At 64.1% G+C, this 15,291-nt stretch carries 10 protein-coding genes and 4 pseudogenes; 11 read left to right on the top strand and 3 right to left on the bottom strand.

Annotation, left to right across the window (positions count from 1 at the left end):
* Positions 1-3: 3 nt before the first annotated feature.
* Complete coding sequence (locus ACR5MH_RS12140) at positions 4-1,218, bottom strand: IS110 family transposase (protein ID WP_431347427.1); 1,215 nt, start codon at positions 1,216-1,218, stop codon at positions 4-6.
* Between the two features lie 113 nt (positions 1,219-1,331).
* Between ACR5MH_RS12140 and ACR5MH_RS12135 the strand changes: the two genes are divergently transcribed.
* Positions 1,332-2,506, top strand: a protein-coding gene (locus ACR5MH_RS12135) for an IS3 family transposase (protein ID WP_433861792.1) whose coding sequence is annotated in 2 segments (ribosomal slippage) — positions 1,332-1,598 and positions 1,601-2,506 — 1,173 coding nt in all. Because the reading frame shifts where the segments join, the coding sequence is not laid out codon by codon here.
* A gap of 300 nt (positions 2,507-2,806) precedes the next feature.
* Here ACR5MH_RS12135 and ACR5MH_RS12130 read toward each other — a convergent pair.
* Positions 2,807-2,977 (bottom strand): annotated as a pseudogene (locus ACR5MH_RS12130) (IS256 family transposase); the annotation flags it as partial.
* A 366-nt stretch (positions 2,978-3,343) separates the two neighbouring features.
* Here ACR5MH_RS12130 and ACR5MH_RS12125 point away from each other — a divergent pair.
* Positions 3,344-4,423: an IS110 family transposase gene (locus ACR5MH_RS12125; protein WP_433861791.1), complete on the top strand. Its 1,080-nt coding sequence runs from the start codon at positions 3,344-3,346 to the stop codon at positions 4,421-4,423.
* 233 nt (positions 4,424-4,656) lie between these two features.
* Here the strand turns inward: ACR5MH_RS12125 and ACR5MH_RS12120 are convergent, their stop codons facing one another.
* Positions 4,657-5,415 carry a DeoR/GlpR family DNA-binding transcription regulator gene (locus tag ACR5MH_RS12120; RefSeq protein WP_431347426.1) on the bottom strand — a complete coding sequence of 253 codons (759 nt, stop codon included), beginning with the start codon at positions 5,413-5,415 and terminating at the stop codon, positions 4,657-4,659.
* A 295-nt stretch (positions 5,416-5,710) separates the two neighbouring features.
* Between ACR5MH_RS12120 and ACR5MH_RS12115 the strand changes: the two genes are divergently transcribed.
* The 9 genes and pseudogenes from ACR5MH_RS12115 to ACR5MH_RS12075 all read left to right on the top strand — a co-directional run.
* Entirely contained in the window at positions 5,711-6,658 is a 948-nt protein-coding gene (locus tag ACR5MH_RS12115; RefSeq protein ID WP_433861790.1) for a sugar ABC transporter substrate-binding protein, read from the top strand.
* Between the two features lie 40 nt (positions 6,659-6,698).
* The gene (locus ACR5MH_RS12110) at positions 6,699-8,234 is read left to right on the top strand and encodes a sugar ABC transporter ATP-binding protein (protein WP_431347424.1); all 1,536 of its coding nucleotides are present in this window, start codon (positions 6,699-6,701) and stop codon (positions 8,232-8,234) included.
* A complete protein-coding gene (locus tag ACR5MH_RS12105; protein ID WP_431347423.1) occupies positions 8,231-9,247 on the top strand; it encodes an ABC transporter permease in 1,017 nt (338 codons plus the stop codon). Before ACR5MH_RS12110 ends, ACR5MH_RS12105 begins: the two co-directional genes overlap by 4 nt.
* 41 nt (positions 9,248-9,288) lie before the next feature.
* Positions 9,289-10,113 carry an N-acyl homoserine lactonase family protein gene (locus ACR5MH_RS12100; protein WP_431347422.1) on the top strand — a complete coding sequence of 275 codons (825 nt, stop codon included), beginning with the start codon at positions 9,289-9,291 and terminating at the stop codon, positions 10,111-10,113.
* A 29-nt stretch (positions 10,114-10,142) separates the two neighbouring features.
* Entirely contained in the window at positions 10,143-11,141 is a 999-nt protein-coding gene (locus ACR5MH_RS12095; protein ID WP_431347421.1) for a dihydroxyacetone kinase subunit DhaK, read from the top strand.
* Between the two features lie 42 nt (positions 11,142-11,183).
* Complete coding sequence (locus ACR5MH_RS12090; RefSeq protein WP_431347420.1) at positions 11,184-11,759, top strand: DAK2 domain-containing protein; 576 nt, start codon at positions 11,184-11,186, stop codon at positions 11,757-11,759.
* Between the two features lie 339 nt (positions 11,760-12,098).
* Positions 12,099-13,320, top strand: a pseudogene (istA, locus tag ACR5MH_RS12085) (IS21 family transposase).
* Positions 13,320-14,128 (top strand): annotated as a pseudogene (istB, locus tag ACR5MH_RS12080) (IS21-like element helper ATPase IstB). The pseudogenes istA and istB overlap by 1 nt, the downstream one beginning before the upstream one ends.
* Before the next feature lie 74 nt (positions 14,129-14,202).
* Positions 14,203-15,237: pseudogene (locus tag ACR5MH_RS12075) on the top strand (IS256 family transposase); the annotation flags it as partial.
* Positions 15,238-15,291 lie beyond the last annotated feature (54 nt).

Below are 15,291 nucleotides of genomic sequence, written 5' to 3'. Positions count from 1 at the left end.
CTGTCAAGTGGCCTGTTTGGTTTCGAGTTGAGCGAGGGCGAGGTTGGCGTGTTGTTCGAGTTCGGGGTCGACGCGGGTGCCGATCTCGAGTCGTCGTAGCCGCTGGTAGGGGACGCCGAGCGTTGCGGCGAGGACACTGATGGGTGTGCCGATCGCCTGTCGGCGTGCACGGAGCTCGCGTCCGACCGGGTTGTCGGTGGCGGGGTTGAGCAGGGTGGCATAAACCTCGTTCGCGATGTGTCGTTTCAGGCAACGCATGATGTCGCGGTCGGTGAGTTTCTCCGCTCGGCGCCGTTCGAAGTAGGCCATTGTGCGGGGCTCACGGTGTCGCATGCGCAGGAGCACGATGCGATGCAGGGCGGCGTTCGCGTGCCGGTTCCCGCCGCGAGAGAGCCGGTGCCGGGTGCGTTGCCCGGAGGAGGCAGGGATCGGGGCGACACCGGCGAGTGCTGCGAAGCTCGCCCTGGTGCCCAGCCGCTCTGGGTTGTCGCCGGCGGCGACCAGGAGCGTCGCGGCGGTGACCGGGCCGATTCCGCTCAGCGACAGCGGCGTGGGGTTGACCCCTCGGACGAGGACGTCCAACTGCTGCGCGATGAGGTCGATCTCGGCTTGCATCGTGAGGTGCCGGACTGCGAACCGCCGCAGCGTCTGTCGGGCGACGACGTTCGGATCAGGCGACGCGGTCGTTCCAGGTCTGGTCCTGGCGAGCGTGGTCACCAATCGCTGCCCGTTGAGGTGCCGGAACGCCTGGCGCACCAGCTCGGGCGCGGTAATCAACAGCGCATGGATCTGGTTCATCACCTGCGCCCGCGCCTTCGCTGCGGAGCGTCGCTCTGCCAGCAGGATCCGCATCGACTCGACCGTTCCGTCACCAGACTTCGGGATCGCGGTGTCGGTTCTGGCCAGGACGGCGACCGCTGCCTGGTGCGCGTCGAGCGGGTCGGACTTGCCCTGACGCCGCCGGGCTTGCCGGTCCTGCCGTGCGACTTCCACGACGGTGAGCACTGCCGCTTTGAGCGCGCGTGCCAGACCAGCCCCGTAGGAGCTGGTGCCTTCGACACCGATGCTCCCGACGTCGCCGTGCTCGTGGAGGAACGCAATGACCTGTGCATAGCCGCGGCCGTCTGCGCGGAACTCTCGGTCCGCGACATGCATGCCGACGAGATCCAGAATCGCGACATGATGCGTGTTCTTGTGCGTGTCGACGCCCGCGACCAACTCAGCCGGGGAACACGGGTTGGTGAGCGGCGGGTCGAGTGTCATCGGGACTGCTGAACGGATAGGTGACACCTGATCTGTGGTGCCGTTGGCATCGCTGGGAGGATGTCATCATGCCGAAGCCTTATCCCCGCGAGTTCCGTGAGGACGTTGTCGCGGTTGCTCGTGATCGTGGTCCGGGGGTGCCGTTGCGGAAGATCGCGGCGGACTTCGGGATCAGCGAGACCTGTTTGCAGAACTGGATGCGTCAAGCCGATGTGGAGGCGGGCGCCCGGCCCGGGGTCACGAAGGCCGAGGCCGACGAGCTGCGGGAGGCGAAGAAGCGGATCCGTTTGCTGGAGCAGGAGAACGAGGTGTTGCGGAAGGCGGCGGCGTATTTGTCGCAGGCGAACCTCAAACTCGGGGGCTCCCCAAAATGATCTACCCGCTCGTCCGCGAGCTGGCCGTAGGCGGCATCGCCGTCGCGGTGACGTGCCGGGTGTTGAAGATCGCGCGCCAACCGTTTTACCGCTGGGTGGCAGAGCCTGTTTCTGAGCGGGCGTGGGATCAGGCTCACCTGGTCAACGCTTTGCGGGACGCGCATGGGGAGGACCCGGAGTTCGGGCACCGGTTCCTCGCCGACGAGGTCCGCGACGCCGGCTTCACGGTGTCGGACCGGACCGCGTGGAGACTCTGCTCGGAGAACGGGGTGTTCTCGGTGTTCGGGCGCAAGCGCGGTAAGAACGGCAAGGCCGGCCCGCCCGTGTTCGATGACCGTGTCCAACGCTCTTTCTCCGCTCCCGCGGTGAACGAACTGTGGTTGACCGACATCACCGAGCACCACACCGCCGAGGGCAAGCTCTATCTCTGCGCGGTCAAGGACGTCTGCTCCAACCGGCTCGTCGGCTACTCGATCAGCGACCGGATGCGCTCGAGCCTGGCCGTCCAAGCCATCGAGAACGCCGTCGCCCGCCGCGGCGAGGTCGTCGGCTGCGTGGTTCACAGCGATCGAGGAAGCCAATTTCGCAGCCGGCGTTTCGCCAGCGCTCTTCACCGCCACGGCCTGATCGGATCGATGGGCCGCGTCGGCGCTGCCGGTGACAACGCAGCGATGGAATCCTTCTTCGCCCTGCTTCAGAAGAACGTCCTGAACCGGCGCTCGTGGCGCACCCGGCAAGAACTGCGCATCGCGATCATCACCTGGATCGAACGCACCTACCACCGACGCCGCAGGCAAGCCCGCCTCGGCCGTTTGACCCCGATCGAGTTCGAGACGTTCATGAACCAGAACCTGGCCCTCGCGGCCTAACCGAAACTGTCACCTAAACGCTCAGCAGTCCCATCCTCGTCATAGACGGGATTTCCTTCCAACGGTGATGAACGTCACCGCGGGTCGGGTAGGTGCAGACAGCACAAAGGTGAGACGACTTCCCGGTCAGGCTCCTATCAAGTCATGTTCCCCGCCCGGCCCGCAGCGACCCCGGCGTCGACGGACAGATCCACAAAAAGACAGCCGCGAACGGCGTCCGTGTAATTTCGAGTCACGCCGGAGCCGAATCCATCATCTCTGTGAAGTTTCTCGACGCCGTTGCGGGATCAGCTGTTGTGATTATGCCGCAGCGAGTTCGGGGATTGCCACCTCCTCGGGTTCGACGTTCAGCAGCTTCATCGAGTGTTCGCTGAAGTAGCGGCGGTCGGCGCCGTCCCAATCGTCGTGCTGCTCGATCAGGACATGCCCGGCCAGGCGCAGTAGGGCGGCGGGGTTGGGGAAGGTGCCGACCGGGCTGCAACCGATCCCGTTCGTCGCAAAGGCGTCATCCGCGGACCCTTGGTCGGCCATGCGTTCGTTCACACCGTCATCGATGACCACTCCCGGGTCGCCCTGGCAGGGTGGGTGTCGACCGTATTGCCGCTGCTATGACTCATTGACAAATTGACCCCGCGAGGGTGTCCTACCTATGAAGTGTCTGGCGGCGGCAGGTGGACGGCGCCGACCCAGCCCACCCCGGTGGCTTGATCAGAAGCATGTCCGACCCGTGCGGTCGTGACCCGTCACAGTAGTGCCCCCAGGTGATTCTTCACCGGGCCGGCGCCGACCGTTCGCGGTCAGAACAACCGTCGTCTCAACGAGAGGAATCCCGATCGCGTGGATACCATTGTCGCCCAGTCACGCCCCTATGTCATTGGCGTGGACACCCACGCCCGCACGCACACCTATGCGCTACTTGCTGCCTCCGGCTCCCACGTCGGCACTGAGACCTTCCCGAACACCCCAGCTGGCCGCTCTCGGGCTATCACAGGGGCCGGTCGCCGCACCGGCGGTGAGGCCGATGTGTTGTGGGCGATCGAAGGAGCTGGCAGTTATGGCGCGCAGCTCGCCCGCGCGGTCACAGCCACCGGTTACGCGGTAGTTGAAGCCCCACGAGTGAACACTCGCGCCCGACGCGGCATCGGCAAATCCGACCCGCTCGACGCAGCCGCGATCGCTGCCACCGTGCTCGCGCTTCCGATCGACCGGCTGAGCACCCCACGGCAGGACGAAGGCGTCCGCGCTGCCACCCAGATTCTCCTGACCGCCCGAGATGGTCTGGCCAGCGAACGCACCAGAGCAGTCAACACTCTCACTGCACTGCTGCGCACCATCGATCGCGGCATCGACGCCAGAAGAGCTCTCAGCGCCGCCAAGATCACCGAGGCGTCGCGGTGGCGTGCTCGAGAAGAACCCCTCCACACAGCTACCGCCCGGGTCGAAGCGATCCGGCTCGCGAAGCGGATCGTCGAACTTGACTCGCAACTCGCGGAGAACATTGCGCGGATCAAAGAGCTCGTCGAGGCCAGCCCAGCAGCCGAATTACTCGAACGGACCGGCATCGGCGCGGTCACCGCTGCGACCGCGCTGGTCGCCTGGTCTCATCGCGGAAGAGTCAAGAGCGAGGCCGCCTACGCCTCCATAGCCGGCGTCAACCCGATCCCAGCCTCCAGCGGCAACACCACCAGACACCGCCTCAACCGCGGCGGCGACCGCCAACTCAACCGGGCGCTCAACGTGATTGCCATGGTCCGGATAATCCACGACCCCGAAACCCGCGCCTACGTCGAACGGCGTCGAGCTGACGGCAAAACCGATCGCGAGATCCGCCGCATCATCAAGAGCTACCTCGCCCACAGCATCTACCGCCACCTCAACACCGCATCGACCACGAAAATAGGGGTTGACGAGATATAGAAGCTTCATAGAGCATCCACACAACGGGACGCCACCCCTCTCAAGGTCGATTAAGGAGCGGCGTCAGGGTTCAAATTCCCCGCTCGGCGTCCTCTAGCCCGAGAAATCCGTTGATTTCGGGCCCCAAGGCCTGCGCCCGCGCTGAGGCGTGTCGTAGTGGCCGGCTGTCGGGATCTAGGATCAGAAGCTGTCCGGGACTAGCGAACCACCAATAGTACGGACGATCGCAGCCGTCAGTCGCTGAGCGACCTCACGCTTCCCCGCTTGACCGTGATGATGGGGATCGGGAAACGCGAAGCCCGTATGGGGTCGAGCAAGTCGTCTGTGATGCCGGCAGTGAAGTCGTTGATGTCCAAAACACGGAACAGTGCCTCGCGTCCGAATTTCGAGCTGTCCGCGACGAAGAAGGCGGAGCCGGCGATGGCGCGCATGGTTCGGTGCAGTTCCAGTTCGTAACTGGAATTGTTGAAGATTCCGTCTTCGTTGACTGTGTCCGCGCCAAAGATCGCGACATCTACCCGGAGGTGCTCCAGCTGCTGGACGGACGACGGCCCCCAGAGGGCGAAGGCGTTCGGAAGCAGCTCGCCGCCAATCATTACGAGGTGCGCTGAGCGATTCGCGGCGATGGTGTTTCCGATGCGCAGATCGTTTGTGACGACTGTCAGACGGTCTGCCTTCAGGTGGCGAGCCACCTCGAGGGTGGTCGACCCGCCTGCCAGCAAGACGGTCTGCCCGACAAGCACACGTTCAGCCATCGCCTTGCCGATAGCTTCCTTTTCTGGCTGGTGAAGCGACTGCTTGAGCGCTGACGAATCGGCTTCGCGAATCGGAAACGCACCGCCGTGTGTGCGCTGGACCATCTCGAGCCGCTCGAGTTTTTCGAGGTCGCGGCGAATTGTGGCGGTGCTGACGCGGAAGCGCGCTGCCAGCTCCGGCACCGACTGGAAACCTGATCGCTGGAGGTGCTCGATGATGTCGGAATGTCGTGTCATGTCGGCTGCTCTCGTGAATTCTCATGCAAACCTACCAGCGCCGCGGCTGATCGCAAATGTGCGGCATGCGCAGGATGATGTTCATAAACGGTCAGTTTATGTTGACTTTCGCGCATGACGTGATTAGATTCTGTCCAGCACCGAATGAGAACGATCCGAATCTCTTGACGTTGCGATCACACGTCGCCCCGTCGGTGGGTGCTCGGCCAGGCGATCGCCCAGAGCGGCCATGCCTGGACGGGAGCCTATAGAGGGCCAAATTCATACAAAGGAGTACGTAATGTGTAAAAAGAGATTGCTGATCGCTGCCGCGGTCTTGGCGTCTGCCTCCATCGGGCTCGCGGCTTGCAGCGGCACTGGTGCCGCGGCAAGCGGCGGCGGGTCGCACCTGCTGGGGATTGTCTCGATCGCATCGGGCATCGACTTGAACGACAATGCGACCAAGGGGGCTACCCAAGCCGCGGAGGCGGCCGGCTGGAAGGTGCAAGTCGTCGACGCTCAGGGCGATGCGTCCAAGGCCAACGCCGCCATCACGAACTTCGTTAACAAGGGCGCCACCGCCATCATCACCCACGTGTTCCCTGCCACGTCACTGGGAAGCGGACTCGCTGCAGCTCAGGCAGCGGGAGTGCCCGTCGGCTCATGGGGTGGCGGCAAGGGGCCGGGGATCGTCGTGGACACTGTGACCCCGCTCGGCAAACCGAGTGCTGAAGCGATGGTCGCCGACATGGGAGGCAAGGGAAGCATTCTCGCCCTGACTTACCACGGTGGTCAGCTCTGCATCGACCGCGAAACCGCTCTCGACAAGGTTCTCGCGGCGCACCCCGGAATCACGGTCACCAAGGAAGAAGTGTCGATCCCCGGATTCCTCCAGCAAGGTGCACAGTATGCGAACGCCTGGCTGAGCAGCCACCCGGCCGGCACGGGACCCCTTGCCATCTGGGGTTGCTGGGACGACCCGACCCTCGGCGCGATCTCCTCGCTCGAGCAGCAGAACCGGACCGACGTGCTGACCTACGGGATCCAGGGGTCCAAGACGGCGATCGCGGCTATCCAGTCGGGGAAGCTGTCGGCGACGGCCTTCGAGGACGGAATCAAGGAGGGGAAGGACATCTTCGCTGCGCTGGCCAAGTCTGTCGCGGCCGGCGGTAAGGGCACGCCGGTCACCATCACCGAGTCCGGCCAGATCATCAGGAAGCCGGACCTAGCCGCGTTCCTGAAGGCGCATCCCGAGTTCAACTGACACCGGCTCCGCTGGATCCACCTTCGACGAAAGCACGGCCATGACCCACACGACTGCGAAGCCGTTCATCCGATTCACCGATGTGAGCAAGTCCTTTGGGGGAGCACATGCTCTTCGTGACGTGTCATTCGACATTCGGCCGGGCACCGTCCACGGTCTCGTCGGAGCGAACGGGGCAGGCAAGTCCACCCTCATCCGCTGTCTGGCTGGGGTCAACCAGCCGGACAGCGGATCAATCGAGATCGACGGCGAACCCGCCGACATCACGGGCCCAGAGCGGGCAGCTGAGCTCGGTCTCGCCTTCATCCACCAAGAGATGAGCCTCATTCCGGGTTGGGACGTCCTTCAGAACATGGCACTAGGCATGCCGCTGTCGACCCGGGCCGGAATGATCGACTGGCGCGCCGCGCGTGTGAAGGCGACCGCTGTCGCCGAGCGAGTGGGCTTCGACTTTCCGCTGACTAAACAGGTGGACGAGCTGAGCACGGCCGAGAAATGGTTGGTACTGATCGGCCGTGCCCTGATGCTGAACGCCCGGATGATCGCGATGGACGAGCCGACGGCCTCACTGTCCGCGCGCGAAGCCGGCCGGCTGCACGAGATCATCCGTGACCTGGTCCGCGGTGGCACCACCGTCATCTTCGTGTCGCACCGGCTGGATGAAGTTACCGACCTCTGCGACGACATCACCATCTTCCGAGACGGCACCGTCACGCGACGGATCGTCGGCGAGCGGCTCATCAAGGCCGACCTGGTGTCGGCGATCGCGGGAAAAACTGTCGACATCGCAGAGCACGGTCGGACTCCTCCTACCCAGGGCGCCGAAGTCCTGCGCCTCGAGCACGTCGGCGACGGCCGAATAGTGCGCGATGTGTCGCTGACAGTGCACGCCGGCGAGATCGTCGGAATCGGAGGCCTCGTCGGCGCGGGCCGTAGTGAACTGGTCAAGGCGGTGTACGGTGCTTCACGGTTCAGCAGAGGAGTGGCTTATCTGCGGGGCCGGCGGTTCGCCTTCCGTCATCCGGCGGAAGCCGTCGCCGCGGGGTTCGGGATCGTGCCGGAAGAACGCCGGACCGAAGCTCTCTTCCTCGACGAGTCGTTGGCGTTCAATATCAACCTCCCCCGCCTGAATTCGTTGTCGGTGAACAGGCTGATGCCGATTGTACGGATCCGGTCGGGTCGCATCCGAGCTCAAGCCGTTGCCGACCGCGTGACGGTGAAGGCCGCCAGCGTGGGGACTCACGCAGGCGCGCTGTCGGGTGGCAACCAGCAGAAGGTCGTCATCGCGCGTTGGCTGATCGACCCACCCCAGGTGCTCATCCTCGACGAGCCCTCGCGTGGGGTGGATGTGGGCGCTCGCGCCGAGGTGCACGACGTCATCAGGATGCTCGCCGAAGGCGGGGCAGCAGTCCTGGTCGTATCGTCCGATAACGAGGAGCTCGTCGGTCTCTGCGACAAGGTGGTCGTCATGGCCGAGGGCCGGGTTGTCGGTGACCTCTCGGGCCCGGAGCTCACCACGGAGAACCTCGTCCACTTGAGTTTTGAAAACGATAAAGAAAGAGGGGACGCAGCATGAGCGTCGCTGAAACCGCAACGACGGACGAGACCACAGTTTCGCCTCGATCGACACGCGCACGACGGGCCATTCTGAATATCCTGTCCACGTACGGGACGCTCATCGCGATGCTCATCCTTATCGTGACTTTTAGCATCGCCGCCCCCGACGGTGAATTCCTGCGCCCCCTGAACCTGCTGGCGATTCTGAGTCAGTCCGCGCTTACCGCAATCATTGCTTGCGGTTTGACACTGGTTCTCGTCGTTGGACAATTTGATCTCAGCATCGGGTACACCGCCAGTTTCGCGGGCGTTCTCGTCACCGGGCTGATGACCAACCAGGGCATCCCGATTCCGGTGGCCATCCTCATTACCGTGGCTGCTGGGGCTCTCATTGGTCTGGTCAACGGATTCCTTGTCGCCAAAGCCGGAGTGAATGCTGTCGTCGCGACGCTCGGTGTCGGGACGGTGGTGGTCGGATTGAGCTTTGGCTACGGTGCAGGTCAGCCGATCGTGTCTCTGCCCGCCGCTTTCACATCGATCGCCCTCGGCAGAGCGGTCTTTGGAATCCCCAACCTCATCTGGCTCATGGTGATCGTGATCGCCGTTCTCTGGATCCTGTTGAACCGCACTCCGCTCGGATTCCGGCTGCAGGCCACTGGCGCGAACCGACACGCGGCAGTACTGGCCGGGGTGAGGACTGGCCGCGTGACGATCGCCGCCTTCGTGGTTGCCGGTATCTGCGCAGCCATTGCAGGAACGCTGCTGTCCTCGCAGCTCGGAAGTGGCATGGTGAGTTCCGGCGACGGCTACCTGCTCGATGCGCTGGCCGCGGTGTTCCTCGGATCCGCCACACTCAGGGACGGGAAGTTCCACATCCTCGGCACCCTGGTCGGCGTGCTCATCGTGAATATCGGTTTCAACGGGCTGGGCCTCGTGGGAACACCGACCTTCTTCCAATATGTCTTCAAGGGAGGCATCCTCGTCTTCGCTGTCGCCCTTGCCACCCTCGCCCGCCGCTTCTCGCGGGCATAGACGAAACACCCCAACCAGACGCAGCACGAAGGGACAGGAAAATGGGAATCAAGATCCACAACATCGTCACGGGTGAGCTCGAGAACATGCTCGTCGGGCACTTGCTCAACGCGGGCATCCATCCCGCTCACACACAGGAAGACGTGATGCCGGGTGGGTTCACCGCTGATCACGTGTCGCACTACGGCGTCGCCGCTGCAGGCGGTATGGTCCCCGTACCCGTGTGGCTCCTCGAGGGCACGGAGAAGAAGATCCTCATCGACACCGGTATTGGGGACGTCGACGAAATCATGGAGATGATGGAGCGCCACGGCGTCCCGACCTGGACGACCAAGTCTCCCGAACAGGACATCGTCACCGGTCTGGGCCGCCACGGCGTGAGCCCGGAAGACATCGACATCGTTGTCCTCTCGCACCTGCATTTCGACCACATCGGCAACAACCACCTCTTCACTAATGCGACGTTCCTGGTCCAGCGCTCCGAGATCGCCCAAGGACTAACGCCGCCAGCGTACTGCCAGTACTCCTACCCTGAGTACTCGTACAAAATCGCCGACGTGCGCGATCGCATCCAGATCCTCGAGGGCGACTACCTGATCGAACCGGGTGTGCGGCTGGTCAAGATCGGAGGGCACACGCCGGGAACCATGGTCGTCGTCATCGACACAGATGAAGGCCGCGTCGCGCTGGCCGGGGACATCATGTACAACTACAAAAACCTCGAACTGAACTGGCCGACCGGGTCGTTCTGGTCGCTGCAGGATCTGATGAGCGGTTACGACCGTTTGCATCAGGAAGCCGACATCATCGTGCCGGGCCACGACTGGGAATTCAACAAGCGCTACCCCAGCGGGACCCTCGGATAGTGACCGCGCATCAAAAGGTAAGGAAAAGCATGAGAAAAATCATTAATGAGCCCGCAGATTTCGTCGATGAGATGATCGACGGGATCCTGCTCGCCCACCCGGACAAGCTAAAGACGCCGGGGAGCGACAAGCGGGTCATGGTGCGAGCGGACGCACCCACCGGCCGTGTGGGAATCGTCACCGGCGGCGGGTCCGGACATCTACCGCTTTTCAAGGGCTACGTCGGAACCGGCCTCTGCTCGGGCGTTGCGATCGGCAACGTCTTTTCCTCGCCCTCGGCACAGCAATGTTTCGAAGCGGCCAAGGCTGTCGACGGCGGGGCGGGGGTGCTGTTTCTCTATGGCAACTACGGAGGCGATATCTTTAACTTCGACCTCGCCGTTGACCTCGCTGAGTTAGAAGACATCGAAACGCGCACAGTGCTCGGGCGCGATGACGTCGCAAGCCAGCCGAAGGAGCGCAAGCTCGACCGGCGCGGCGTAGCGGGAATCTTCTTCGCATACAAGGCGGCTGGAGCGGCAGCGGAGCGTGGTGACGACCTCGACACGGTGGCGCGAATCGCTGAAGACATCGTGGAGAACACGGCGACGATGGGGATCGGCCTCGGACCGACCATCCTGCCCACCACTGGCATGCCGAGTTTCGACCTGCCGGAAGGTGAAATGGAAATCGGTATCGGGATCCACGGCGAACCGGGAATCCACCGCGGCCCCCTCGAGACCGCGGACGAGATCGTCGAACACTTGTGGGCGCCGATCGTCGCCGACCTCGATCTCCAGGCGGGTGACCGGATCGCAGTCCTGGTGAACGGTCTGGGTGCGACCCCAGTCGAAGAACTCTACGTGATGTACCGCCGAGTCCACGCGACCGCCATGGAATTGAACGTGACGATCGAGAAGAACTACGTCGGCGAGTACGCAACTAGCCTGGAAATGGCCGGGGCGTCCGTGTCCGTCTTGAAGCTGAACGACGAGCGCCTCGCTCTGCTCGACGCGCCAGCCGAATCCCCGTTCATTCAGGAGGTCTGACCAGTGAATGCAGATCAACTAAACACTGCCATAAGCCGGGCCATGGCGGAAGTGAAGCAGTACTCCGACGAACTCCGTGACCTGGACACCGCCCTGGGAGACGGCGATCTCGGGATCACAGTGGCGCTCGGCGCCGACGCCATCATCGAGGCGCTCGCGAATGCTGTGCCCGGCACCTCCCTGGAGGACACCACACGCGCTTGCGCAAAAGCGTTTGCCAACGCCAACCCTTCGACGATGGCGGCACTCGTAGCGGGCGCCCTGCTTGCTGGGTCCAGACTGTTGGCCGGTCTCAGCGAGGTAACGACCGCCGATGCCAGTCGATTCACCCAAGCTGCAGCCGAGAACATCAGCAAGCGCGGCAAAGCGACAGTCGGGGACAAGACCATCGTCGATGCGCTCGTGCCGGCCGGAGCGGCGCTGGCCTCATCTGAAACAGCCTCCGTCGCACTCGAAAACGCGATAGAGGCTGCCAATCGCGCTGTCATCGACACCACCGCACTGCAATCCCGCCGCGGTCGTGCTTCCTGGCTTCAGGAACGCAGCATAGGGCTGCAGGATCCGGGCGCAACCGCATTCCTGCGTTTTCTGCAGGCCTGGAAAAAAGTGAACGGGTAAGCAATCACTCGCGCACCGGGGACCCCAGGGGCCGCGGGAGCAATCGATAGATGCGCCCGTCCCCGCTGAACTGCTCCCCCGGAGTTGGACTGAGAATTCAGTTCCGACTCCCGGGGAGCGGTTTTGTATTCGCGTAGTTCTCTGTCTGAATCGCAGCCTGACGCGGCGGTAGCGTTGTTCGAGGCTCGTTGGGGCAGCGGGGCTGTGGCCTCGGAGTTGGGGAACGCGCGGCGTCTCGAACTGGTGGAGTTGCTGGCGCAGGAGCGCTGGTAGGTGTCGGCGACGGCCGAAATTGAGGCATTAGCGACGGGCGAAAACGAGGCCACCCAGACAGATTGGATGGGTGATCTGGTGACGTCCCTCTCGGTGGAGGATTGGGCGTTGATCCGGCGGCTGGTCGCGGATGGGTGTTCCGAGGCGGCAGATCGCGAGGCAGTTGGGCATCGGCCGGGCGACGGTCGATAGGGCGTTGGCTTCGGATCGGCCGCCGAAGTATGAGCGGCTGACGGTGTCGATGTCGTTCACACCGTTCGAGGAGCGGGTCCTAGCGTTTCTGAGAGAGCACCCGGAGATGCCGGCGACGGTGATCACTGAGCGAGTGGAGTGGGTTGGGTCGATCACCTGGTTCCGGGAGAACGTGCGCCGGCTGCGGCCGGAGTATCGGCCGGTCGATCCCGCGGACCGGTTGAGTTTGGCTGCGGGTGATGCGGCGCAATGTGACTTGTGGTTCCCGCCCCGGAAGATCCCGCTCGAGGACGGGACCGCGGCGCTGTTGCCGGTGCTGGTGATCGTCGCCGCGCACTCGCGGTTCGTGACCGCGCGGATGATCCCGACCAGGCGGACGGAGGATCTGCTGCTGGGGTCGTGGGAGCTGATCCGTCAACTCGGCGCCGTCCCTCGTCGACTGATCTGGGAAAACGAGTCAGGCGTCGGGCAGCACGGCCGGCTTGCGCAGGGAGTCGCCGCGTTCGCGGGGACCCTCGCCACCAGGGTCGCCAAGTTGAAGCCCTACGATCCGGAATCGAAGGGGATCGTCGAGCGCCGCAATGGCTGGTTCGAGACCTCCTTCATGCCGGGCCGGACCTTCACTTCGCCGGCGGATTTCAACGCGCAGTTGCAAGGCTGGCTGGAGAAGGCGAACGCGCGGGTGGTTCGGAGGATCAAAGCGCGACCGATCGATCTGATCGACCACGATCGGGAACGGATGCTGCCATTGCCGCCGATCCCGTTGCAGCTGGGTTGGCGGGAGCGGATCCGGCTCGGCCGCGACTACTACGTCCGTCTTGGCGCTTCGGATTACTCTGTCGACCCGGCCGCGATCGGCAGGTTTTTTGACGTGAGCGCCGACCTCGACCGGGTGAGGGTCCGCTTGGAGGGTCGGCTGGCCGCGGACCATGCTCGGGTCTGGGCACGTGGCTCCACGATCTCCAACCCTGCGCACCTGGAGGCGGCCAAGCGGCTGCGGCACCAGTTCCAGCAGCCCCGATCCGTCACCGGGGATGACTTGAGCCGAGATCTTGCGGACTACGACCGGGCGTTCGGGATCGAAGGAGTCGCGTGATGGCCGCTATCAATAGCACCGAGTCGGTCAAGCAGATCACGTATCTCGCCGCCGCTCTGAAAGCACCCCGGATCACCAATGCCGCCGCCCGGCTGGCGGACCAGGCCCGAGACTCGGGCTGGTCGTTCGAGGACTACCTTGCCGCCGTGCTGGAACGCGAAGTCTCGGCCCGCAACGCCTCCGGGGCGGAGTTGCGGATCAAGGCCGCTGGGTCCCGGGCCCGGAAGACGCTGGAGAACTTCGACTGGGACGCGCAGCCTGCCGTCCGCCAGCAGATCGCTGCGCTGGCCTCCGGTGGGTTGCTCCTAGAAGGGCAGAACGCGTTCTACTCGGCCCTCCCGGGACCGGGAAAACACATCTCGCGACCGCGCTCGGGATCGTCGCCGCCCGACACGGGCACCGCGTCCTCTTCGCGACCGCGACCGACTGGGTCACCCGCCTCACCGACGCCCACCGGCAAGGCAACCTCCCCAAAGAGCTCGCCCGGTTGCGTCGTTACGGGCTGATCACCGTCGACGAAGTCGGCTACCTCCCGTTCGAGCAAGACGCCGCGAACCTGGTCTTCCAACTCATCTCGTCCCGTTATGAACACGCGTCGCTAATCCTGACCTCCAACCTGCCCTTCAGCGGCTGGGGCGGCGTCTTCGGCGACCAAGCCGTCGACGCCGCCGCAATGATCGACCGGATCGTCCACCACGCTGACGTGCTCACCCTCAAAGGCGTCAGCTATCGACTCCGCAGCCGAGGCATCGACAGGGTGACGTCCCTTGGAGTGGTGGAGTTTCTGGTCAGCTTGTCGGCGTCGTAGACGTCAAGTGAGCCATCGTGCGATGGTCAGTGAGTACCGATCAAAGTCACTCAACAGGAAGACACGAACGCACGATGGCTCTAGACCAGTCTGCCCTCCTCGAGCTCCTCGGGGAACTCAAGTCCACTGAAATCAGCGACCGTGTCCGGGTCGCGACCGAGACGCTCTATCAGGAGTTGATCGATGCCGAAGCGGCCGCGTTCATCGGCGCGGCCCCGTATGAGCGCACAGGTTCCCGCCGCGCGTTGCGGAACGGGACTCGGCCGCGCACGTTGACGACCACGGCGGGCCAGCTGGATCTGTGGATCCCGAAGCTGCGGCAAGGTTCCTTCTTCCCGCCGTTGTTGGAGCGCCGCCGGGTCGACCAGGCGTTGTTCGCGGTGGTGATGGAGGCCTACGTTCACGGTGTCTCCACCCGGAAGGTCGATGACCTGGTCAAGGCGCTCGGCGCTGACACCGGGATCTCCAAATCCGAAGTGTCCCGGATCTGCGCCAACCTGGACGAGGACGTTGCGGTGTTCCGCGACCGTCCCTTGGGCGAGACCGCATATCCGTATGTGTTCGTGGACGCGACCTACTGCAAAGCCCGCGTGAACCGGCGAGTGGTCTCTCAGGCCGTCGTCGTCGCGGTCGGTGTCGCCGCCGACGGCCGCCGCGAGGTCCTCGGGTTCGACGTCGGGGACACCGAGTCCGAACCGTTCTGGACCGTGTTCCTGCGCTCGTTGAAAGCGCGCGGGCTTTCCGGGGTGCGCCTGGTGGTCAGCGATGCCCACACCGGCCTGGTGAGCGCGATCGCGGTGGCCTTCCAGGGCGCGTCCTGGCAACGCTGCCGAGTCCATTTCATGCGCAACGTGCTGGCGAAGACCCCGAAGACCGCCGGCCCGATCGTCGCGCAGATCATCCGCACGATCTTCACCCCGCAAACCGACCGGAGCCTGGTCCGCGCCCAGTTCGAGGAGGTGTTGACCATGCTCACCCGCTCGCACCCGCAGATCGCGGCGATGCTCGATGACGCCCGCGACGACCTGCTCGCGTTCGTGCCCTTCCCCGCCCAGCATTGGCGGCAGATCTGGTCCACGAACCCGCTGGAGCGGGTCAATAAGGAGATCCCAGTGTTGAACTTGATGCGCCTTGCGGCCGCCACGGCCGCCTAGGTTGTGACC

This window comes from Streptomyces sp. L7 (genome assembly GCF_050990935.1).
GTDB lineage: Bacteria > Actinomycetota > Actinomycetes > Actinomycetales > Microbacteriaceae > Leifsonia.
This window is presented reverse-complemented; position numbering and strand designations above follow the sequence as displayed.

What these genes read in the sequence shown, in the direction of transcription:
- ACR5MH_RS12105 (WP_431347423.1), top strand. Translation starts at nt 8,231, where the DNA reads ATGAGCGTCGCTGAAACCGCAACGACGGACGAGACCACAGTTTCGCCT.
- ACR5MH_RS12095 (WP_431347421.1), top strand. Translation starts at nt 10,143, where the DNA reads ATGAGAAAAATCATTAATGAGCCCGCAGATTTCGTCGATGAGATGATC.
- ACR5MH_RS12110 (WP_431347424.1), top strand. Translation starts at nt 6,699, where the DNA reads ATGACCCACACGACTGCGAAGCCGTTCATCCGATTCACCGATGTGAGC.
- ACR5MH_RS12090 (WP_431347420.1), top strand. Translation starts at nt 11,184, where the DNA reads ATGGCGGAAGTGAAGCAGTACTCCGACGAACTCCGTGACCTGGACACC.
- ACR5MH_RS12120 (WP_431347426.1), bottom strand. Translation starts at nt 5,415, where the DNA reads ATGACACGACATTCCGACATCATCGAGCACCTCCAGCGATCAGGTTTC.
- ACR5MH_RS12100 (WP_431347422.1), top strand. Translation starts at nt 9,289, where the DNA reads ATGGGAATCAAGATCCACAACATCGTCACGGGTGAGCTCGAGAACATG.